This window comes from Sphingobacterium sp. HMA12 (assembly GCF_002933815.1).
Classification (GTDB): domain Bacteria; phylum Bacteroidota; class Bacteroidia; order Sphingobacteriales; family Sphingobacteriaceae; genus Sphingobacterium.
The window spans coordinates 2,727,105-2,750,686 of the sequence record NZ_BEYR01000001.1 but is presented as its reverse complement, the minus strand read 5'-3'; the positions used below and the strand labels follow the sequence as shown (position 1 = coordinate 2,750,686).

Below are 23,582 nucleotides of genomic sequence, written 5' to 3'. Positions count from 1 at the left end.
CTCATTATTGATATAATCAACTGCAATTGTTGTTTTGTAGACAGCTAAATCATAAATTTAATGTATAAGTGACATTTATTGTAAATTGTTTTAACCTTTAACGATTCTAATTTATGAAACCAATTCAATATCAGGTTGCTATTCCCAAAGATAGGACCGTTTTTATTCAGGAGGATTTGTTGGATAAGTTTTATCCTTATATGCATCGTCACGAGGAGTATCAGTTAATCTGGATCAAGGAGGGAACCGGACGGCTATTGGTCGATGATAATGTACATTGTTTTGAGCGGGGAGATATTTTCCTCTTGGGTTCTAACCAGGCGCATGTCTTTAAAAATGATTTTATGGATGGATTTGTGCAATCTGTTTCTGTCTTTTTTAATTTAAAAGGAACATTGTCCAGGATTTTAAATTTGCCTGAATTAAGTATGTTGTTGGATTTTATTGGTAAAAATGGTCGCGGTTTTAAAGTACCTAAAATATATCTTGCACAAGTCAGCAGGAGAATAGAGTCTTTAAAAAATTCAGATAGTTTAGGTCAGCTGGTTAGTTTTTTTTACCTGTTGCAATCATTAAACCGACTTTCATTCAAACTGAAACCCCTCTCAGGAGTGACAACTGCTGATTTTGGTGCTGGAGGATCCCTTAGAATTACATCGTTATGTGACTTTCTCGAAAATAACTATAAGGAGAACATTGGGCTAAATGAGATCGCCGAAAAGGCTAATTTAACTCCACAGGCCTTTTGTCGTTATTTCAAAAAAAGTACCGGTAAAACGTTCATCTCTTATTTGAATGAATTGCGGGTAAGAGAAGCCTGTCGCTTGTTGGGCAGGGAAGATTATGATTGTATTTCCAGAGTTGCCTATAATGCAGGATTTAATAGCGTCACTAATTTTAATCGGGTTTTTAGAAGCATTCTCGGCATCTCACCCAAGATGTATATCGCTAATTATAGAAATGTACGCTACCAATAATTGTAAATGTCAATATCCAGTAAGTAATGATTAAAAGCCGGTTAGTTTAGCGCTGATATAGTTGCTTTCTTTGATTATAAAAATTTTAAATGACTTAATTAAAGACCAACTATGGCTGAATTAAATTGGAAGGGTGTATACCCAGCAGTACTGACCCCCTTTAAAGAGAATGGTGAGATTGACTTTGACATGTTTGCTAAGAATACTGAAGCACAGATTAAGGCAGGGGTGCATGGTATTATCATTGCAGGATCATTGGGTGATGCAGCAGTTTTGGAGACAGATGAAAAATTTGAATTATTGACTTATGCAATCAAGGTTATTGCGGGGCGGGTACCAATTATATTAAATATTTCAGAAAATACAACAAAAAATGCGGTTAATTTTGCCATTAAAGCAAAAGAACTGGGAGCAGATGGTTTAATGTTATTGCCACCAATGCGCTATCGGGCTGATGACCGTGAAGTGGTCACGTACTTTAAAGCAGTAGCACATGCCACAGACTTGCCTATTTTGATTTACAACAATCCTGTGGATTATTCGGTTTTTGTGTCAACAGCTATGTTTGATGAACTGAAAGATTGCCCCACAATCGTTGCGGTGAAAGAGTCAACGCGTGATCTGACAAATATCACCCGAATGAAAAACAAATTTGGCGATAGATTTCATATTTTAGGTGGGGTGGACACGATCTCATTGGAATCTTTGGTCGTTGGAGCCGATGGCTGGGTTTTTGGTTTGGTCGATGCATTTCCAAATGAAACTGTTGCGATGTATAATCATGTCGTAAATGGTGATTACGATAAGGCTTTAGCGATCTATCGCTGGTTTATGCCCTTATTGGAACTGGATATTCATCCAAAGCTTATTCAATATATTAAGTTGGCCGCAACGGCGGAAGGAATAAGTACACCTTATTTACGCGCACCCAGACTTCCATTGGTGGGTGAAGAGGCTGAACGGATCAATCAGGTTATTGCTGACGGTATTGCTAGTCGTCCTCAGTTAAATTAAGAGCTGCAGATTAAATAGAAATAAGATACTGTAGGCGTTTGGTGGACACTGTTCGCCTACAGCTCATTTAAAAAAAATCCGAAATAGAATGAATCAACCACAAGAATTTTTAGATGACCGGGTTTGCATGGCTGCAGAGGCATTTCAATTTTTGAAATCCACCACGATTGCCGAGCGTGCTGCATTTATGCATGCTGTTGCTGATAAAATCGAGGGATTAGGCCCTGAATTGTTGGACACTGCCCATGCAGAGACGGCACTTCCTTTACCCCGGCTCACGGGAGAGAAAGCGCGTACAGTAGGACAGTGGCGCAGTTATGCCAATGCGGTAGCGTTAGGTACCTATACCGAAGCCCGCATTGATTTGGCAAATAGCGAAACTGGTAAAAGTGATATTCGGAAGTTTAATTTGGGAATAGGGCCAGTAGTGGTATTTGGAGCGAGTAATTTTCCATTTGCCTTTTCAACAGCCGGCGGTGATACGGCGAGTGCGATCGGCGCAGGTTGTCCGGTGATCGTTAAAGGGCATTCCGGACATACCCAAACGTCGGTTATGATGGCCGATGCGATCACTGCGGTCGTCAAAGATTATGGCTGGCCGGAAGGGGTGTTTAACCATATTCTTGGCGAGAATGTCCTGGGAACAGGTACGAAGATAGGGGCCTATCTGACTGCTCACCCGCTGGTTAAAGCGGTCGGATTTACCGGATCATACTGGGGTGGTAAAGCCTTGTTTGATCTTGCTAATCAGCGCCAGGAACCGATCCCGGTATTTGCCGAAATGGGTAGTGTAAATCCGGTATTTGCTTTTTCCCATATGTTGCAGGATCGCGCTGAAGCGCTGGCCAAAGAATATGCGGCTTCGCTAACCTTGGGTGTAGGGCAGTTCTGTACCAATCCTGGGGTATTTATAGCGGTAAAAAGCGAGGGGCTGGAGCGTTTCAAAAAAGCGCTGGCATCAGCCATCCTTGCTACTGCACCGGCTACAATGCTCAATACAGGCATCTATGCACATTTTGAAAAAAATAAGGTCACATTAAGCGGCCAGGCTGAGGTAACTGTGCTCGCAGAGTCAGGTATCGAAGCTGCAGAGGGACAGGGCCGTCCCAGAATCGTCAGTACCTCAGCAGCCAATTTTTTAAGAAACCAGGTGTTGAGCGAAGAAGTATTTGGCCCTTTTGCGGTACTCGTGGAAGCGGAAAATGAAGCGGAAGTACGGGCAATTGCGCGGCAGCTCAAAGGGCAGCTAACCATTACCATTGCAGCGACAAGTGAAGATGTACGGGCACATCAGGAGGTTTTCAATGTGGTAAAAGATAAAGCGGGACGTCTGCTGTTTAACGGCATGCCAACTGGAGTAGAGGTAGTCTATGCCATGCAGCATGGCGGCCCCTTTCCTTCCTGTACTGATCCGCGATTTACCTCTGTCGGACCGGATGCGGTGAAGCGTTTTGTACGCCCCTTAGCTTTTCAGAATTGGCCTGATGAATTCCTGCCAGTGGAGTTGAAAAATGAAAATGCATTGGGCATCGTACGTATCGTAGATGGTAGTGCGACAAAAGCAAGTATTTAAGACATTTTTGTATAGCAATTGATGAAGAAAACATTTTTTTGTATCGACTCACACACCTGCGGTTGCCCCGTGCGCCTGGTCGCAGGGGGAGCACCAGTGCTGCAAGGGCATTCGATGATGGAACGCCGGCTGCATTTTATGGAAGAATATGACTGGATTCGCAAAGGATTGATGTTTGAGCCCCGTGGACATGATATGATGAGCGGAAGTATTTTGTATCCGCCTATAGATCCCGACAATGATACCGGTGTACTGTATATTGAGACAAGTGGATGTCTTCCGATGTGTGGCCACGGGACGATCGGTACAGTGACCATTGCCATCGAAGAGGGGCTGGTAACGCCTAAAGTACCGGGAAAGCTCCGTCTGGAGACGCCCGCAGGCTTGATTCTGATTGATTATGTACAAGATGGGCCAAAGGTTAAGACGGTGAAACTCACAAATGTCAAGTCTTTTCTTTACAAAGAAGGGCTTAGCGTCGTATGCCCGGATTTGGGGGAGATTATCGTCGATGTTGCCTATGGCGGAAATTTCTACGCCATCGTTGACCCACAGAAAAACTTTAGGGACATCAGTGATTTTTCGGCGAGCCAGCTCATTCATTACGGAAAAATTATTCGTCGCTTACTCAATGAGAAAACGGATTTTATTCATCCCGAAGATGAAAATATATATGGTCTTAGCCATATTCAATGGACCGGAAAACCAACGAAAGAAAATTCTACGGGAAGAAATGCGGTGTTGGTAGGTGAAAACGCATTGGATAGGTCTCCTTGCGGGACGGGAACTTCCGCGCGCATGGCACAATGGTATGCCAAAGGGAAGTTGAAAAAAGGAGAAGAGTTTGTTCATGAGAGTTACATCGGTTCGCAATTTGTTGGTCGTATCGAACAGGAAACGACGACAATATTGCGTCAGCCAGCAATTATTCCTTCGGTAGAGGGATGGGCAAGGATTACGGGCTACAGTCAGATCATTATTGATGACGAAGACCCGTATAAAGAAGGATTTCAGGTTATGTAATTACTATTAAAATAGCAAAAAACGTGTCAACACAGCATAAAGGAAAAGTGGCTATCATAGGGGCGGGTATCGCAGGATTGTCCACGGCTTATTATCTCTTACAGGATGGTTGGGAGGTTCAGATTTTGGAGAAAGGTGACGGCCTGGACAATTGTTCCTATGGAAATGCAGGAATGATCGTTCCCAGCCATTTTACCCCATTGGCCGCACCGGGTATGGTGGCACAAGGAGTAAAATGGATGTTGAAAAGTAAAAGTCCATTTTACGTCCGGCCCGCATTGAATCTCTCATTGATCGACTGGGGACTGAAATTCTTGAAACATGCCAATGAAAAACATGTCAACCGAAATGCAGCCGCGATACGCGATCTGAATCTTGCGAGCAGCCGCTCATATGATGAACTGGCCCGGCAGGAGGGGTTTGATTTTGAGCTTAGGCAAAACGGGATTATGATGCTCTACAAGTCCGGTCATGTCGAGCAGGAAGAAATTGAACTGGCAGAAAAAGCCCAAAACCTGGGACTGGATGTAGAAATTTTTGATCAGGCAGGCATTCAGGCTTTGGAGCCTAATCTACGAATGAATACGATCGGCGGTATTTTATACAAATGCGACGGTATCTTGTATCCACCCAAACTAATGAAAATATTGACAGACTACCTGCTTGCCCATGGGGTGCAGATCAACTATCAGACGGAAGTAACAGGATTCAGATTTTCAGGCAAAAGGGTATCCGAAATCGTTACGTCAAAAGGAGCATTTCATGCCGATGAAATTGTCGTAACCGGGGGAGCATCGCTGCCAGCGTTAGCGTCGAAGCTGCATTTAAAGTTGCCTTTAATGCCTGGAAAAGGCTATTCTTTCATGTATAATACAACAGGCAATAATCAGATGATCCATGCCGCTTTACTCTTAGAGGCTCGCGTAGCGGTGACGCCAATGAATAATCAGATTCGCTTTAGTGGAACCATGGAATTAGGTCCGGCAAATGATAAGATATACAGTAACCGCGTCAAAGGTATCGGTGAATCTATCCCTAACTATTTCCCGGACCTACGGGTCGATTATCCGCAGGACATCTGGTTTGGTTACAGGCCTTGTTCGCCGGATGGGCTTCCTTATTTGGGTAGGACTTCCAAATACAGTAATGTCAGCATCGCGGGCGCGGGGGGGATGATGGGTTTGAGTCTAGGGCCCGCGTATGGAAAAGCGATTACGGCTTTACTGTCCGACAAAGCCACCGAAACGGATATTAGGGGCTTTAGTCCGGATCGGTTTCAATAGACAAAAATAAATCAAATGATGAAGAAAAACCACAATAACCCTAACCCAAAGAAATTTATAGTCATAGGCGTGCTTTGTATGGCTTCTTCGCTAACAGATGCCCAAGAGATGGATTTGTATCAACACACAACACCCATTGAGCCTTATATCATTCAATACCGCCATGATCTGCAGGCTGTTAATTATTTTTATGGTCCTATGCCCAATAACTGGGGATTTCAGCAGTCAGCGGCCTCCCCCGAGCAGATCGATAGATTGGTCAAAGTAGATGATGATTATTTGGCTAAACTGAAAAGTTTTGATTATAGACGGTTGAATACCAATGGGCAAGTCGATTACATCCTATTGAGCCAAAAAGTGCTACGGCATAAAGAAGAGCACAAAGAAACATATGCTTTATATAATCGGTTGCAGCTTTACTTACCGTTTGCAGACAATATCCTTCAATTTGAACAGCAGCGTCGTAGGGGTGCCGCGGTCGTGGGAAAGGATGTGGCGGTAATATTTGAAAAAACCACAGATCAGGTCGAGGCGGCGATCCAAAATCTAACAAATGTATCATCGATCGAATCTGCCGATGTCAATTTTTTGGTCAATATGGTAGAGTCATTGCGAACCCGTTTGGAAAGCGCATTTGATTTCTATAATGGATATGATCCGATGTTTACCTGGTGGGTGCCCAAATCTTATGAAAGTTTAAACGAAAAATTAAATCAATATAAAAGTGCTTTGCAGGCCAGGAGCAATTGGAAAGTCTTCAATGATGGTAGTAATATTGGTGGGCAGCCGATCGGAAAAACTGCGCTTGACAAAAAGCTGCGCGAAGAAATGATTGCTTACGATGCGGATGAACTCTTGCGTATCGCAGATCAGGAATGGGAATGGTGTGTGGCAGAGTTATTAAAAGCTTCCCGTGAGATGGGATTCGGAGACGATTGGAAAGCAGCGCAGGAAAAGGTTAAAAATACCTATGTACCGGAAGGACAGCAGCCCGGTCTGATCAATCAGTTATATGATCGAGCTCAGATATTTATCAAGCAGCATAAGCTCATCACGATTCCTGAACTGGCAGATGAAACCTGGGGGATGATCATGATGACTCCTGAGCGGCAATTGGTCAATCCATTTTTTACGGGAGGACGGGAGATCAGTATTTCTTATCCAACCAATAACATGACCTATGACCAGAAAATGATGAGCATGCGCGGTAACAATCCATACTTTTCTTTGGGTACGGTGCAGCATGAACTCAATCCGGGGCATCATTTACAGTATTTTATGAATAAAAGATATAAGCCCTATCGGGAGCAGAATTTCAATACACCATTCTGGACCGAAGGCTGGACCTTATATTGGGAGTTACTGTTGTATAGAATGGGTTTTGCCAAGACTCCGGAAGAGCGTATCGGAATGTTATTTTGGCGAATGCATCGTTGTGCGCGGATTACTTTCAGTATTAAATTTCATTTGGGTGAATGGACACCACAACAATGTATAGATTACTTAGTCAACAAGGTCGGTCATGAGCCTGCCAACGCACATGGTGAGGTGAAGCGATCTTTTGAAGGTGCATATGATCCTTTGTATCAATTGGCTTATTTGATCGGTGGCTTGCAGCTGCTAAGTATCAGTGATGAATTGGTAGGATCGGGGAAAATGTCCTACAGCGAATTTCATGACCGGGTCATCAAGGAAAATTACTTACCCATGGAGATGCTGAGGGCTATATTGACAAACCAAAAGCTTGGACCTAACCATCGGGCGAAATGGAAATTTTATAATTTTAAATAAATGTGATCCAACCCTAAATTATGAGTAATCAGGAAAATAGTCAAGATTTCAAAAAGTCATTGAGTTTATTGGACGCAACGATGCTTGTTGCCGGAAGCATGATCGGCTCGGGGATCTTTATTGTATCGTCGGATATCGCCCGAAATACGGGTTCTGCCGGCTGGCTGATGGTGGTGTGGTTGATCTGTGGATTTATGACGTTGGCTGCCGCCTTGAGTTATGGTGAGCTCAGTGCCATGTTTCCGAAAGCCGGTGGTCAGTATGTTTATCTCAAAGAAGCCTATGGACCGGTGGTCAGCTTTATGTTTGGCTGGACTTTTTTTGCCGTTATCCAGACGGCTACGATTGCAGCCGTGGGGGTAGCTTTCGCTAAGTTTACAGCTTATTTATTTCCGGTACTGGATGAAGATGTTTATTTGCTGGTGATAGGAGACTATCATATTTCATCTGCTCAGGTGTTGGCTATCGCTGTTATTTTGCTGCTCACCTTTATTAATACCGGTGGTGTAAAGAATGGTAAGACAGTACAGACCGTGCTGACACTGATCAAAATATTAAGTTTGGTGCTGCTTGTCATCTTTGGCTTTGCGGCTTTCGATCCGGAGGTCTGGAATCAAAACTGGTCTGCAGCGCGTATGTGGAATCTACAGCGATTAAATGTGGATGGATCGACAGTGGATTATGCTACCTTCGGTGCATTTGGTGCGATGTCTGCAGCACTTGTGGGGGCATTATTCAGCAGCGATTCCTGGCATTCATCTTCTGCGGTAGCGGGCGAAATCAAGAATCCACAACGCAACATTGGTATGAGTTTAGCCTTGGGTACCCTGATCGTGACGGTGATCTATATTTTGACCAATGTGATGTATACCGGTGTGTTGACGATCGAACAGATGTCCAGTGCACCTAAAGATCGCGTGGCTATGCTCGTGGCGCAAGAAATTTTCGGTCCCGTTGGAATCGCCATCTTGGCGATCATGATTATGGTCAGCACTTTTGGCTGTAATAACGGACTGATTCTTGCCGGTGCAAGGATCTATTACTCCATGGCTAAGGATGGTTTGTTTTTTAAGAAGACAGCGACCCTAAATAAGAATGCAGTACCGGCTTACGCCTTGTGGTTACAGGCGCTCATTGCATCGATATGGTGTCTGACAGGTAAGTATGGTGATCTGCTGGATATGATTACCTGCGTGGTAGTTATGTTCTATGTTTTGTGCATCATCGGCATCTTTTGGCTGAGATATAAACGTCCGGATGTACCGCGGCCTTATAAAGCTTTTGGCTATCCTTTTATTCCGGCCGTCTATGTTTTGATGGGGATCTCGTTTATTGTTTTGTTAGTCATCTATAAACCGCAGTTTACCTGGCCGGGCATTATTATCACACTTTTGGGGATTCCGTTATATTATTTTGTGAAACAAAAGGAAGCGAAGACATAAACCTACTTATTTTTAATCTTGCCTAGTTGCAATAGGAGGCAAAACAACACATAGGATTTAAAGAATAACAGATATGAAGTTAACATTTACAGCTGTTTTAGTGGTGCTATTGCAGCTTATGGCAATAGGGCAGGGGACATTGGCGGATTATAAACGGGCCAAAGAGATCAGGAGTTCATTGAGTAAGGTGTATCAGGTGCCACAGCAGATTATCTGGTCTGAAAAAGGAGATAGTTTTTGTTATTGGGTGAATCAGAAAGACAGCAAAAGGAGCCTATCTCTGGTGGATGCGCTCAACAGAAAAAAAATAGCTACTGATGTTGCCCAGATTGAAAAACAGTTATCCGCTCAGCTGGGTAAAGAAGTGAAATTAGGTGTTTTGTGGGGAAGGGATCTGAAAGTGCTATCGACAAACGAGGTTGAGTTTACGGAAGACAACGTGGTGTGGAAGTGGAATGGGGAGGAAAATAAGCTGAGCAGATTGCGTGATATGCCTACAACTGGCACTGACCGTCGATCGGGCGGATATTGGGGAGCACGCTGGGATGATAGCAAAGGTGAACCGACTGATTCGCCCGATAAGGTCTATACGGCTTATATTAAAAATAGCAATGTATATATCCGCAAAAAAGAGGATTCAAAAAGTGAGCGCCAGTTGACTTTTGATGGAAGTCCCGGGGAGTATTATAGCGCCCGTATCCAATGGTCCAATGATTCAAAAAAATTGGCTGCTTCAAAAGTGAGGAAGGCTGAAATCAGACAGTTGACTTTATTGGAATCTTCGCCGACCGATCAATTGCAGCCAAAATTACAGACCAGAGACTATAATAAACCCGGAGATGCGCTGTCGCAATACTATCCGACCATTATTGATGTCATCGGGGGGCGGGTGATAACGGTAGATCCTGCTCAGGTAGCCAATCAATTTTCACTTTCTGCACTTGTGTGGAAAGCGGATAACAGTGGAATCACATTTGAATATAACCAACGTGGTCATCAACGGTACGATGTGATGGAATTGAGTGCTATGGACGGAAAAACCAGAACCGTTATTTCAGAACGTAGTGCGACATTTATTGATTATAGCGGAAAGAAATACCGGAATGATCTCAAAAAAACAGCGGATATCATTTGGGCGTCGGAACGTGACGGATGGAATCATCTCTATCTATTTGATGCAAAAACGGGGGCATTGAAACAGCAGATTACAAAAGGAAATTGGGTGGTACGCAAAGTTGTCAACGTAGATGAGGATAACAAAAAGATTATTTTTGAGGCGAGTGGCATGCATCAGGAAGAGGATCCCTATCTTATCCGTTATTATGCAATTGGTTTTGATGGTAAGGGTTTGAAAGAACTTACTCCGGAAGCAGCCAATCATCAGGCAACATTTAATGCGGACCATTCTTTATTTGTCGATCTATATTCCCGGGTTGACCAGGCTCCGCAGGCCGTATTACGTCGGGTAGCCGACGGACAGATCGTCATGAATCTGGAACAGGCGGATATTTCGGAGCTGGAGGCTACGGGATGGCGTAAATCTGAAGTGTTTAAGTCCTTGGCCAGAGATGGTAAAACCGATATCTGGGGTATTATTGTCCGACCACGAAATTTTGACCCGAACAAAAAATATCCGGTGATCGAATATATCTATGCTGGCCCACATAGTTCTTTTGTCCCTAAATCATTTTCTGCTAACCCATCAGGACTTGCTGAACTTGCCGAATTGGGATTTATCGTAGTGCAGATTGATGGAATGGGAACGTCCAATCGCTCGAAGGCATTTCAAGATGTCGCCTGGAAAAATCTAAAAGATGCTGGTTTTCCTGACCGGATTGCCTGGATGAAGGCTGCTGCGCTTAAATATCCATCTATGGACATTGAAAAAGTCGGTATTTATGGTACTTCTGCCGGCGGACAGTCTGCTGCCGGAGCACTCTTGTTTCATCCTGAATTTTATAAGGTAGGGGTTTCATCCTGTGGCTGTCATGATAATCGTATAGACAAAATATGGTGGAATGAACAATGGATGGGCTGGCCGATCGGGCCTGAATATGCGGCGTGTTCTAATATTGAAAATGCGTATCGATTAGAAGGCAAGTTGCTGTTGATCGTGGGGGAGCTGGATGATAATGTGGACCCTGCATCGACCTATCAGTTTGTGAATCAGTTGATCAAACATGGTAAGGATCACGACTTCATTATGGTTCCGGGAATGGGGCATGCCTCTGGCGGAGATTTTGGAGAAAAGAAACGTCGCGATTATTTCGTGAAACACTTACTCGGGGTAGAACCTCCGGCCTGGAATATTTATTAGCGAACAAAAATCGAGCTTGCGAGCTCATAATTGATGATATAGCGATGAAAAGTTACCTATTTTTTTTGCGTTTTATTCTTGTTGCCACAATACTGACGAAAGGGTTCGTTATGGTACGGGCACAAAGCGGTGATCAGATATTGGATGGAATCGGTGAAACGGGCATGATCGCGCGATATGTATTTAACGGAGATCTGAAAGATTGGTCCCGCAACAACCTGCATGCGACAGCTGGTCATCATGCTACTTTTGTCAACGACAAGCGCTTTGGAAAAGTGCTGTCGCTATCGGGTGAAAAAAATGATTTTATACAGATCCCTGCCGATGCATTGACCGATATGGAGTCATTGAGTATCTCGGGTTGGATTTATTTGCGTTCGAAAAAAGAAGGCCAGGTTTTATTTGACTTTGGAAAGGATGCGCATAAGCATTTCTTTGCGGCTCCTTCGGGAACGAATGCTCAAGCTGGATTCCAAAGTGTAATGACTACAGGGGAAAATAATCAAAAAGGAGCTATCGCGCCAGCATTGGCATTGAATAAGTGGGTTTACCTGACGATCGTGGTGGATATTCCCGCTAAAACGATGACGACTTATGTAGATGCTGTACCTGTTGGTGAATCGAAGCAGATACCGCGTGAATTGACGGAAGTATTTGGATCATCCCGAGATAAGAATAAATTGTATATCGGAAAATCACTTTTGGCAGGATCGCCGACATTGGATGGTATGTTGCATGATTTTCGGATCTACCGTGTTCCATTGAGTAAAAATCAGCTTACAGAGATTTATACCAATGCACAACGTGGAGTAAGTAATCGTGCTGTAAATGTAACTAAGGTAGAGGATAACCTTCCTGAATTTCCATTGACGCAAGCGCAACTCTATAATGCATACTTGCTTGCTGTCCCGGATGTGCAGGTGGAAACAGCATTGGGAGATTTGCCACGTTTGCCAAGCTATGTACCGGGCACATATAAAGAGGGGGTGATCGGTCCCAAAGTACGGGTATTATGGCCTTCGCCAGCGGATAACAGTACCGTCCTGGAAGCCGGACGTTATACCATTACGGGCCGGGTCCCGGGAACAGCGATACAGCCTAAAGCAATCGTGACCATAAAGGCAGGCAAGACCGCTGACGCACCAAAGTTGAAGCTGGAAGCTTTTGATCTTAGTCAGGTTTCGCTACAAACCGATGCGGAGAATCACGAAACAAAATTTATTGAAAATCGGAATAAGTTTATCGAGACCTTGGGGTCCACTGATCCCAATTCTTTTCTCTATATGTTTCGTGATGCTTTTGGACAGCCACAACCGCAAGGGGCCAAGCCTTTGGGCGTATGGGATAGCCAGGACAGCAAACTCAGAGGCCATGCGACGGGTCATTATCTGACTGCGATCGCTCAGGCTTATGCGAGTACGGGTTATGATAAAACTTTGCAAGCTAATTTTGCCGAAAAAATGACCTATATGGTCAATACTTTGTACCAACTGGCCCAATTGTCGGGTAAACCGCAGCAATCAGGAGCTGGAGCTACAGCTGACCCGACTGCTGTACCTTATGGTCCCGGTAAATCGGCCTATGACTCGGATCTGAGCCGGGAAGGTATTCGGACGGACTATTGGAATTGGGGGGTCGGTTATATCAGCGCGTATCCGCCCGATCAATTTATTATGTTGGAAAAGGGGGCGAAGTATGGTGGACAAAAAAACCAAGTTTGGGCGCCCTATTATACTTTACATAAAATTTTGGCTGGCTTAATTGATATCTATGAAGTGAGCGGCAATGAAAAGGCGCTTCAGGTGGCCACGGGTATGGCAGACTGGGTGCATGCGCGACTTAGTCAGCTGCCAAAGGAAACGCTGATACAGGTGTGGAATACGTATATTGCCGGTGAATTTGGGGGAATGAATGAGACAATGGCGCATCTGTACCGCATCACCCATAAGGATCACTATTTGAAAACCGCACAAATGTTTGACAATATCGATGTGTTTTTTGGCAATGCGCAGCATGCACATGGATTGGCAAAGAATGTCGATACTTTTCGGGGATTACATGCCAATCAGCATATTCCACAGATTGTGGGCAGCATCGAGCTATACCAGGTGTCCAATCTCCCGGAATACTACCGGGTGGCCGACAACTTTTGGTATAAAGCTGTCAATGATTACATGTATAGTATAGGCGGGGTCGCGGGCGCGCGCAATCCGGCCAATGCGGAAGTTTTTACAGCAGAACCCGCCACCTTATATAAAAATGGTTTTTCCGAAGGTGGACAGAATGAAACCTGTGCAACTTACAATATGCTGAAATTAACAAGCAACTTGTTTCTTTTTGATCAACGCACCGAATATATGGATTACTATGAACGCGGATTGTATAACCATATTTTAGCTTCTGTGGCTGAAAATACGCCGGCCAACACGTACCATGTACCGTTAAGGCCCGGTGCGATCAAGCAATTTGGAAATCCCAATATGACGGGCTTTACCTGTTGCAATGGTACCGCAATCGAAAGTAGCACCAAATTGCAAAATAGTATTTATTTTAAAAGCAGGGATGATCAAGCTTTATATGTCAATCTATTTATTCCTTCTACTTTGGAATGGACCGAAAGGAAGGTGACTGTAGTGCAGAAAACGAGTTTCCCAAAGCAAGACGAGACGGAGCTGACCATAAAAGGGAACGGCAAATTTGATCTTCATGTTCGTGTGCCGGGCTGGGCAACTAAAGGATTTTATGTGACTATTAACGGTAAAGATCAAAAAGTACAGGCAGAGCCGGGTACATATTTGAAATTGAGCCGCAACTGGAAAAACGGTGACCGTATCAAGCTCAAAATGCCTTTCCAGTTTCATTTAGATCCGGTCATGGATCAACAGAACATTGCCAGTTTATTTTATGGACCGATTTTATTGGCGGCTCAGGAACCCGAGGCGAGAAAAGACTGGCGTAAAGTGACGCTGAATGCAAAGGATATCAGCAAATCTATCACAGGTGATCCGCAAAGTTTAGCATTTAAGATTGATGGGGTTGATTTTAAACCATTCTATGATACCTACGGACGACACTCGGTTTATCTAGATGTCACACTGAAATAATTTCGATTAATACAAAAAATTTTGAGGGGTACTTTGCTTGGCGAAGTGCCCCTTCTTATTCTACGTCAGTATAATCAAATTTTGATCTGCGCTTCGTCAATTTCTTTTTTGACGGCTTCATGAGCCAAATCGAACAACGTATTGTCCCACAGGACCTAAACGTTGGACGGGGTAGGTTTAGCATAAATTATAAAGCTCCTGCGCATAGTTGAGCTATGTCTGTACGTGAGACAGCATGTTAAAATACGTCAACTTTAGGATAATATAATTTCATGAATTTGGAATAATGATTTAAATTTGAGCGGAATAAGTCACCTAGACTCATTACAAAATTCATATTACTTATTTATAATGGAAAGTAAACAGTGTCATTTATTCAGGAGAATAACACTCTTGATTTTAATCGTATTAAATTTTTCATGTTTCTCTCCTGATCATAAAAGTGATACCGATGCTGGATTACCGGACACTGCGTTAGTGAATAAGCTCAACTTCAGGGCTTATGAGCATTGGTCCAGCTTTCCGGATTCTACGATTATGCTGAGCAAAAGAACGCTCTCGATGAGTGACAGCATGAGATATAGGACCGGAAAAATAGATGCATTCCGAAATCTTGGTATAGGGGCTTATGAGAAGGGGATGTACAGTGAAGCTATCGCGTATTATAATCAGGCCGTAGCGATTGCCACAGAGGAGAGCGACTATGGCAGAAAAGCTAAAATATTAAGTAATTTGGCAATGCCCTATATTGCCCTGGGGGGCCATACTGAGGCACTGAAACAATTAAACCTTGCAATCGAACTGGCCGACAGGTACCATCTTCCGTTGATAAAGGCGCATGCCATTCATAATATGGGAATGGTCTATCATTATCAGCAAAAGGATGATAAGGCTATTCTATACTACAAGGAGAGTCTCAGGCAATACGAATCGTTGGGAGACTCATCCAGATCGACCTTTATTTTAGGGAATATCGGCCATCTGTATTTACATAAAAATGATCTGCAACATGCGAAAGAGCTGTATGATCAATCTTTAGATCTGGCTGAAAAAAATAAAAATTATAAAGCCATTGGAAATGCGCTCCAATCACTGGGATCATTATATAGGGAAAAGAAGGAGTGGGATAATGCAATAGCTTACTATCTGAAGGCCAAAGCCACCCTTGAATCCACCGGCGAGCAAACTGAGTATTTAAGGTTGCTGGACAATCTTGCCACATGTTATTTAGATATGGATAATATGGATGAGGCCATTCGTTATTCAGAATTATGTTATGAAATGGCAAAGCAGAATAAACAATTGTATTATATACAGAACGCTGCAAACCGGCTTGGTACGATATTGGAAAAAAAACAGGAACTTTCCAGGGCAATTTTCTTTTATAAAGAATATAAATCCGCATCGGATTCGCTTTATAGTGCAGATAACAAAGAACAACTGGTGCGGAATGAAGAGGAATTTAAGTTTAAAAACCAACAAAATGAGCTAGAATCACGATATAATGCCAAAGTTTTGCGACGCAATTACATTTTGCTGGTAGCCACGGTGTTGATTGTTTCATTGTTAGTCATTGCGGTTCTTTTGGTGAAAAATGTCCAAGACAAAAGAAAAGCCAACGAGACGCTTCGTAATACAAATGAATTTATTGAAGAGCAGAATGCGTTATTGGAAGAATCGGATAATTTCAAAAGGTCACTTTTATCGTTGGTGACCCATGATGTACGCTCACCGATAAATAATTTAAACAGTATCCTCATGCTGATAAGGGATGGGCTTGTTCCGCCGGAGGAAATTAAAAAATTACTTTCCTCCAATAGCGAGGAATTTGATTCCATGATCAATTTAATTGAGAACTTACTGCTCTGGGTCAATCAACATCTGCACACATCGGATCTGGTCATGGGAGATTTTTATGTCAGGGATATTTTCCGGCAGATTCATGGTATAAATATGAAACGACTGGAGGAAAAGAAAATTAAACTACTGATTGAATGTGATGACGAGCTGAAGGCATCGGCTGATGCTGAGGTCGTCATGATAATTCTCCGAAATTTAGTTGACAATGCGATCAAATTCTGTAAACCGGATAATCAGATTACGTTAAGAGCAGGTATCAATGAGCAAAATAATCGCATTACATTTAGTGTCATCGACACGGGTGTAGGCATGTCTCAACAGGTTCAGGATAATTTATACGCTGTTTCTGAACCTGTCAGCCATCGGGGAACAAAGAATGAAAAAGGTTATGGTATCGGATTACAACTCTGCCGTTATTATCTGGCACTCAGCGGCAGTGAGCTTTTAATCGATAGCCGTGAAGGGCAGGGATCCATTTTTCGATTTGACCTGGACGGTTCTACCGATGGATGCTGTATAAAAAATATTAAATCACTTCGTGTTCCCGAGCAAATGTAATTAATTGTGTGATTGACTGGCAGTTTATTTTAGCCATCATTTTCCTTCTATGGGCCACGACGGTGTGGGGACTCAAAAATAATTTTTCGGCTGTTTTGGCAATACTGTCTCCACGGGCGAAATGTTTTAAAAGTTCAATTTCGCGCGGTGTAAATTTGACCGGGAGGGATTGATGGTTTTCAAGCAGCTTTTCAAAAAATGGATCAATAAAATTCTTACCTAACCTGATCGAAGCAACACATGATTTCAAGGTGTCAAGATTACTGGATTTACTTAAAATACCATCGGGATTGTAATTTTTCAACGTTTGGATGAGAAGTGGCGAGACAGCACTGGTCAAAAAAATTGTCTTCGCATCTCTGTTCAACCGGCCTATTTCAGGCAACAGGGATAGCCCTGTTTCTTCTGATAGGTAGTAATCTAAAAAAATATAGACTTTTTGGGTACCTGACGATTCTAAAAACCGAAGGAAGTCATCCTTACTGTCAAATGATTTTACAAAATGAAAGAGCCTGTACTTTTCTAGAAGTAAGGAAAAAGATGTGGCAAATAGACCATGATCATCTAAGATAACCGCAAGTTGTGAATCATTTGTTAACATAGCGAATTTTGAGTTCAGTAATCCAAAGTTACCTATTTAATTGACATTTCTTTTTATTTACCACTGATTTATTGTATTGTTTTTCGTAGCAAAAATTTGTTATATGGTTATAAAAACATAGCAAAAATTTGCTATTCGGCCATTTGTTAATTGATAATAGCATTTGTTTGTAGTTGATTTGGCGCAAATTTCCGGATATCTCTTCACCTACGGTTGAAGTATAGAAAAAATAGAAAAGTAAATAGTCTCAAATCAATGTTAATTAACATGAAATCTAAGTTTAGAAGTATTGGCAACATGGGAATGTTGTCCTTTGCAGCCTTAGCCTGTACAACCATTTATTCTTGTAAAGAAAGCAAAGACAGTGTAGCGGCAAGTGGCAAAGCCAGCGTCAGTATTCAGTTACTCGGCGTAGAAAACCCTATCGTCACCACAAAGAAAGCAGTTAAGGGTGGTAGCACTGCGGCCGCACAGACGGTAGTGATCCCTTTGACAAAATCAAGTTCTTTTGAAGCCACATTGACCAGCGAGCCGTCCTTAACAAGTGGCAGTCTATTGCGGGCCTCCTCCGGTATCCGCGCAGCGGTGACCGAAGAGCGGACGCCATTAGCAGATAACATCAAGTATAAAATCGTGGTGTACAACGCTGCCGGTGATTATGTAACCGAAAAGACCTATACCAATTCAGTCGATAATACGGCTGCGATCGCATTGGATGCAGAACAAACCTATACTTTTGTGGCTTATTCCGTCAATAGTACCGCAGCAGTTCCCGCGGTAACGGCACAGGCCGATCTTGCGAATGCCAGCCTGGACAACGTCAGTGCGGATCTGATGTATTTCAGGAAAGATCTAACGGTTCACTCGGGTGATAATAATCTGGATGTGGTCCTGAAACACAAGTATAGTGAAGTCACGACCAACTTAAGCATGGCGACTGAAATGACAGGGGCCATTACCAATCTGGGAACGACGACCATTGATCCTACACATCCGGGCGCAAATCTGAAATTGGCTGATGGTACGATTACGTACAATGGATCTACGGCGACGGCCAATGTTGAATTCCCTGGATTAGGTACCGGCCTACGTACGGTGTCAAGTACACCGACGCTATTGATCCATCCCGGAACAACAAACGGTGTTTTTAAGTTCGGCTCTATTACCATTGACGGCGAAACGAAGAACAATGTATCTGTAGCAGGCTTAAATATCGTCCCGGGCCAAAGGTATAACCTCAACCTGAACTTCAAAACCTGTACACAGCCTGTGACAGGTGGTGCCGATCTGAATTGGACCTATCCGGCTTCTGGTTCTGGTGCTGTGGTAGATGGGGTAACCCGTCCAGCAGGATATGTCGTGACAAAGACGTTAACAGCACCGGGCGCTGACTATGGATTCGTATTCGATATTCAGCAACTGGATAATTCCTTTAATATGGAAGTAAACGGCCAAAAATTGGCAACACAGGAGATTCAGTTTGAGGCAGGCATCGCCATCGCACCGCGGAATGTACGGTTTGCGGACGGAAGTCTTTATGGTGGAACCAACACAGCAGGCGGTACTGTCCCTCAGGTCTACAACCTGACCGGCACTTCGGCAAATCCGGTTGTTCGTGTAGTCATCAGTCGTGCGGGTGAGGTGTCCATGTATGGAAGCAAAAGCAATGGCGGAGAATTATATCCATTGGTGCTGACACAGGGTTCTTTCAACACCGTGCCATGGAACTCTACAACTAATACGGTAAAAATTACGCAGGTTGTACAGGGAGCGACAAAAATGGTCGGCGCCGGAAGCGGTAGAAAAAAGACTGCATGTCCTTAATACACGGTTAATACATTAGTTAAAAATAACAATAAAAAATTGATCAGATCATGAAAAATACAGATAGAAAAATTTATATAAGTCCACGCATTGAAACAATGGAAGTAGAATTGGAACAAGGCATCGCTGCTGGGTCAGCTGCTCCGGCAGATACCTTTGGCAATGACCCACAGGAGTCATGGAATAAAGGGGATGATGATAGTCGACTGATCAACTGGTAAAGATAAGCTCGATTTCTCCCGTAATTTTGAGAGTATATCTGCTACCATCCTCAATATTATCTCAGAAGCGCCGGTTTTTGATGCTGGCACTTCTGAGATAATGTTAACATGATCCACGATTTCAATTCGCTGAAGTTATTCTTGTACTTTTTCATATGCTAAGATACCTGTCTTATCACTGCTGATGACGCGTTTTTTTTCATCAAAAGACTCTACCTTAAATTTGATCGAAATTATACTTATTTTAATAGTAAGCGTCTTATTATCGTCGGATAATTTCCATTTTCCGTTGCGGGAGTCACCATTATGGATACCTTGAAATTTTCCGTTTTCCATAAAAACCTGATAGGTATCTTTAGGAGTAGAAACTTGGCCATTACTGTTTGTCTGTTTGACGAGTTTCCATTTACCAATAAGTTCTTTAGCAGTTTGGCTATACCCTGCAAAGGAACAAAGGATCAAAATTAGTGTTGCTACTATTTTCATGCTGTTGATTTGAATATATAACTTGAATAAATTTATGAAATATTTCCTCTTCTTTACCTGAAAATTTCTGTAGGAGCAATGCCGGTCCATGATCTGGGAATAGCTTTCAGCCCAAATAGCCTTGCCAATATCCAAGAGGTATTCCGATTGCTGTTAAAGAATATGTCTGTAACGCCCAGGTTTTTGATTTTTCTGCCGGTAATGCCAAATGGTACTTGCATCTCGTTCATCGTGACGCCACCATGACCTTTAGCAATGCCACCATGATCAGAAAGCAACAGAAAATAGCTGTCCTCGTAAAGTTGCTGTTCCTTCAGTTGATGAATAAAACGGCCAATTTCACCATCGACTTCTTCGATTGCCGAAATATATTCAGGCGACATCCAGCCATGTCCGTGACCGGCATGGTCAACGTGAACACTGTACAAAAATACCAGCGTAGGATCATTCCTGTTCTCACTGATAAATTTTAGTGCCTTCGCGTAGTTGTTCTGGTATTTATCGTTTTCTTCAAAGGAAACTTCATCGAGGTACTTTTTATTGATCGGATTGATGAGTTCGGCCCAGTTATAATAGAATGCAGTTTTTGAACCTGGTTTTTTATCTTTCAGTACCTTAAATATGGATGGTGTATAGCCATCAGTGTCTGTTTCGATCGCCTGGAGCGGATGCTTTGCCAATGTCCAATTATTCGCAGTGATGCCATGCTCTTCAGGTCCTTGTCCGGTAAGATGACTTGTCCAGTTGGGTAGGGTCACCGAGGGTAATACAGGTCTACTGCCGAGCGTTATTAATCCCTTTTCAAACAATTGGTCGATATTGGGATGTTTGGATCCCTTGAATCCTTCGGTACTAAAGCCATCTATGCCGATGATGACAACACGCTGTGCATCTACCTTCATGCAGGTAGCTACAAATAGGAATAAAAGTAGTGATTTCATTTTCATATGTTAGTTCTTAATAATTGAATTCGCTTGCGCGCTTCTGACCCTGTGATCAATTTGTTGATAAATGATCGCGTTTTTAGTTTTGACAAAGCTTATGATTGTGGCACATATCGCACAGATAAGGGCTACAAATAGAAAAATATTGGCTGTATTACCGGTGTAATCGATGAGTTTACCAAACAATGGTTCACCGATAGCGGCAAAGACATAGGCAAACATATTCATCACGCCTATGCCTGTGCCCACGAGTTTGGTCCCCAATAGGTCGGGACTTAGTGTCCAGAAGTTGGCCTGTGGACCATAGACAAAGAATCCTGAAGTAAACATCAATATACCAACCAAAAAATGGTTGTGAATAGGGACACAATAAATAAGAATGGCGATGATGCAACTGATGATCATTCCGGTACAGATGGATTTGCTTCTGTTTTTGTTGAAAATGAGGTCTGAGATATAGCCAAAAGAAACGGCCCCCAGCGCCATACCGATAGGGATAAGCAGGGTAAGCCACATATTGCCGGAGGATTCTTTGTAGTTGTTTCCCAAAAAATGGATCGGTACCCAGAAGATAAGCCCATAGCGTGCCATACTCTGAAAGCCGATAGCAAAAGAGGCGATCATAAAGTTGCGGTTCTGAAATACTTTTTGGTAGGATTGCTTCCAGTTTTCCTGTTTTGCGACGGATTCTCCTTCTTCATCCCCGATTGTATAGCCTTTCCTTTTGGGGTCACTATAGGCAACTGTCAAAAATACGAGTAATGCCGCAGCGAGCAATAGGATAGGATACCTGAAAAGGCTGCGCCAGCTTTGTTCCTGCTGGACGAGAATCAATGCCATAAAAAATGTCAGAACGGAAGAACTTCCTGCTGCCATGGTATAAAAACCAAAGGCTTTACCTCGCTCTGAACTGCTCCACCAATTGGAAATCAGCTTACCGCCAGATCCCCATGCCATGGATTGAAAATAGCCGTTCAGCGTCCAAAGAACAAGAATCACTGTATACGAACCGGCAAAACTAATGGCCAGGTTGCAAAGAATGGAAACACCTCCACCGGTGATGATCATCAGTTTGGGGCTCAGTCGGTCGGCGAGATTGCCATTGATCAGCTGGCCAACAGCATACCCCATCAGCATCGCAAAACTGATCCAGCCCACTTGTTGGAAGCTGATGTCAAGCTCTTTGGCTATCCCGCGGGCAGCCCAGCCAAAGTTGTGACGTCCCGTATAAAAGAACAGGTAACAAAACATGGTGACAAACAGCATCTTCCATTGATCTCTTCTGAACTTCTTTTCCATTAGAACTTTTCGTTTGAGGTATGAATAGATAGACCGGCACGAATGGGCTTTTGGCTTATCGCATAAGCTATCGCTGTATTGACTTCCTCGAGGGGAAATTCGTGTTCAATCAATGATTCAAATGGATATTTTTGCCAGTTTTCAATAATAAAATCTACGGCTGTAGAGAAATCTGTATAGTTGTAATTATGTAAGCCTTTTATGGTAAGCATTTTTCGGATGACTTTTTCGGCATCGATTCCGGTCTTACGTTGATTGAATACTGCTCCGACAAGGACGGCATGGCCATGGAGTGCCAAGGTCTCGATGCCCGTTTCCATGGCGTCAGGGGAGCCGCTCATGTCAATGAACCTGTCGACCGCAATATCCTGCAATAAGGTGCTGTCTTTGAGCTCGCCGAGGTGGACTGTATGGGTGGCACCAAAACTTTTCGCCATTGCTAAACGGTCGGAATTAATATCAGATGCAATAATGTTGTTTGCACCTGATTCCTTGCACATCGCTATGCTAACCAATCCTAATAAACCAATGCCGGCAATATGGATGTTTTTCCCGGCTACCGTATCAGCAAGTCGAAGTGCGCCGGCCGAAGTCGCTACGGCACAATTGATTGTTGCTGCCACAGCTAAAGGAATCTCTTTGGGCAGTGTACGTATACCAGTATGTGGACGAAGGATAATATGGGTGGCCAAGCCCCCGTGCAGATTGTCCTGCTCGGTAATCTGACGGTGTCCATATTTATATAGCTTATCGTTTTTTTGCGGTATTTCGGACTGGTAAACGTCCGTGTTGGGATCACTAGAAAATATGGTCCAGGTGACTATATCGCCGATTCGGAGTGGATTGCCCTGCATGTCAAGACCGCTGTGGGATGAAGAAATCTCTTCGACAACGCCGACAATTTCATGGCCTAAAATAGTTGGACAGGGCTCGCTGCGCAAGCCGCAATAGGTATGCAGATCGCTACCACAGAGTGTGGTGTATCGTATACTGACCAATATTTCACCTTCATTTAATTCCGGAATAGGTTTGTCAACTTTGAGAAGTGGTGTATTGGCACTGCTAAAAACATAGTAAGTTGCTAACTTTTTCATTCAATATAAATATACATAAGTTTTGTAATACTAAACAAAGTTTATGTATACTACATTTAGAAACTGTTAAATTTTTATGAAAAATTTGTTTCGCCTAGCTAGACACTTCATGAAGAGCGGTATATAGAAAAAGGTATATTTTACATGTTTTCACTATTTTTCTACATCACG

The 23,582-nt window shown here is 43.1% G+C and carries 17 protein-coding genes; 12 read left to right on the top strand and 5 right to left on the bottom strand.

Going from position 1 to position 23,582, the window contains the following annotated elements; translation table 11 throughout:
- Window positions 1-113: 113 nt before the first annotated feature.
- The 10 genes from HMAT_RS11835 (at window position 114) to HMAT_RS11790 (ending at window position 16,942) form a co-directional block, all read left to right on the top strand.
- Window positions 114-977 carry an AraC family transcriptional regulator gene (locus HMAT_RS11835; RefSeq protein ID WP_104382892.1) on the top strand — a complete coding sequence of 288 codons (864 nt, stop codon included), beginning with the start codon at window positions 114-116 and terminating at the stop codon, window positions 975-977.
- A 111-nt stretch (window positions 978-1,088) separates the two neighbouring features.
- Window positions 1,089-1,991 carry a dihydrodipicolinate synthase family protein gene (locus HMAT_RS11830; RefSeq protein ID WP_104382891.1) on the top strand — a complete coding sequence of 301 codons (903 nt, stop codon included), beginning with the start codon at window positions 1,089-1,091 and terminating at the stop codon, window positions 1,989-1,991.
- Window positions 1,992-2,079: 88 nt separating this feature from the next.
- Window positions 2,080-3,564, top strand: a complete 1,485-nt coding sequence (locus HMAT_RS11825) for an aldehyde dehydrogenase (NADP(+)) (protein WP_104382890.1) — start codon at window positions 2,080-2,082, stop codon at window positions 3,562-3,564.
- A 21-nt stretch (window positions 3,565-3,585) separates the two neighbouring features.
- Window positions 3,586-4,587 (top strand): 4-hydroxyproline epimerase, encoded by a 1,002-nt coding sequence (locus tag HMAT_RS11820; RefSeq protein WP_104382889.1) that lies wholly within the window; start codon window positions 3,586-3,588, stop codon window positions 4,585-4,587.
- Between the two features lie 23 nt (window positions 4,588-4,610).
- A complete protein-coding gene (locus HMAT_RS11815; RefSeq protein WP_104382888.1) occupies window positions 4,611-5,870 on the top strand; it encodes an FAD-binding oxidoreductase in 1,260 nt (419 codons plus the stop codon).
- Between the two features lie 15 nt (window positions 5,871-5,885).
- Window positions 5,886-7,661, top strand: coding sequence for a DUF885 family protein (locus HMAT_RS11810; protein ID WP_199768607.1), 1,776 nt, complete (start codon window positions 5,886-5,888; stop codon window positions 7,659-7,661).
- A 20-nt stretch (window positions 7,662-7,681) separates the two neighbouring features.
- Window positions 7,682-9,103, top strand: coding sequence for an APC family permease (locus HMAT_RS11805; protein ID WP_104382886.1), 1,422 nt, complete (start codon window positions 7,682-7,684; stop codon window positions 9,101-9,103).
- A 73-nt stretch (window positions 9,104-9,176) separates the two neighbouring features.
- Window positions 9,177-11,420 (top strand): S9 family peptidase, encoded by a 2,244-nt coding sequence (locus HMAT_RS11800; RefSeq protein WP_199768606.1) that lies wholly within the window; start codon window positions 9,177-9,179, stop codon window positions 11,418-11,420.
- Between the two features lie 44 nt (window positions 11,421-11,464).
- The gene (locus HMAT_RS11795; RefSeq protein ID WP_104382885.1) at window positions 11,465-14,524 is read left to right on the top strand and encodes a beta-L-arabinofuranosidase domain-containing protein; all 3,060 of its coding nucleotides are present in this window, start codon (window positions 11,465-11,467) and stop codon (window positions 14,522-14,524) included.
- Window positions 14,525-14,875: 351 nt separating this feature from the next.
- Complete coding sequence (locus HMAT_RS11790; protein WP_104382884.1) at window positions 14,876-16,942, top strand: HAMP domain-containing sensor histidine kinase; 2,067 nt, start codon at window positions 14,876-14,878, stop codon at window positions 16,940-16,942.
- Here the strand turns inward: HMAT_RS11790 and HMAT_RS11785 are convergent.
- Window positions 16,911-17,543, bottom strand: coding sequence for a response regulator transcription factor (locus HMAT_RS11785; RefSeq protein ID WP_104382883.1), 633 nt, complete (start codon window positions 17,541-17,543; stop codon window positions 16,911-16,913). The genes HMAT_RS11790 and HMAT_RS11785 overlap by 32 nt on opposite strands.
- 267 nt (window positions 17,544-17,810) lie before the next feature.
- Between HMAT_RS11785 and HMAT_RS11780 the strand changes: the two genes are divergently transcribed.
- Window positions 17,811-19,367, top strand: coding sequence for a fimbrillin family protein (locus HMAT_RS11780; RefSeq protein WP_158655786.1), 1,557 nt, complete (start codon window positions 17,811-17,813; stop codon window positions 19,365-19,367).
- A 50-nt stretch (window positions 19,368-19,417) separates the two neighbouring features.
- Complete coding sequence (locus HMAT_RS27045) at window positions 19,418-19,588, top strand: hypothetical protein (protein WP_158655784.1); 171 nt, start codon at window positions 19,418-19,420, stop codon at window positions 19,586-19,588.
- 135 nt (window positions 19,589-19,723) lie between these two features.
- On the opposite strand, the gene HMAT_RS11775 is transcribed toward HMAT_RS27045, so the two are convergent.
- Genes HMAT_RS11775 through HMAT_RS11760 form a run of 4 tightly spaced genes read right to left on the bottom strand, consistent with a single transcriptional unit; the run spans window position 19,724 to window position 23,411 of the window.
- Window positions 19,724-20,074 (bottom strand): lipocalin-like domain-containing protein, encoded by a 351-nt coding sequence (locus HMAT_RS11775; protein WP_104382881.1) that lies wholly within the window; start codon window positions 20,072-20,074, stop codon window positions 19,724-19,726.
- Window positions 20,075-20,127: 53 nt separating this feature from the next.
- Window positions 20,128-21,015 (bottom strand): alkaline phosphatase family protein, encoded by an 888-nt coding sequence (locus tag HMAT_RS11770; RefSeq protein WP_199768605.1) that lies wholly within the window; start codon window positions 21,013-21,015, stop codon window positions 20,128-20,130.
- A 9-nt stretch (window positions 21,016-21,024) separates the two neighbouring features.
- Window positions 21,025-22,317 carry an MFS transporter gene (locus tag HMAT_RS11765; RefSeq protein WP_233789204.1) on the bottom strand — a complete coding sequence of 431 codons (1,293 nt, stop codon included), beginning with the start codon at window positions 22,315-22,317 and terminating at the stop codon, window positions 21,025-21,027.
- A complete protein-coding gene (locus HMAT_RS11760) occupies window positions 22,317-23,411 on the bottom strand; it encodes a zinc-binding dehydrogenase (protein WP_104382879.1) in 1,095 nt (364 codons plus the stop codon). Before HMAT_RS11760 ends, HMAT_RS11765 begins: the two co-directional genes overlap by 1 nt.
- Window positions 23,412-23,582 lie beyond the last annotated feature (171 nt).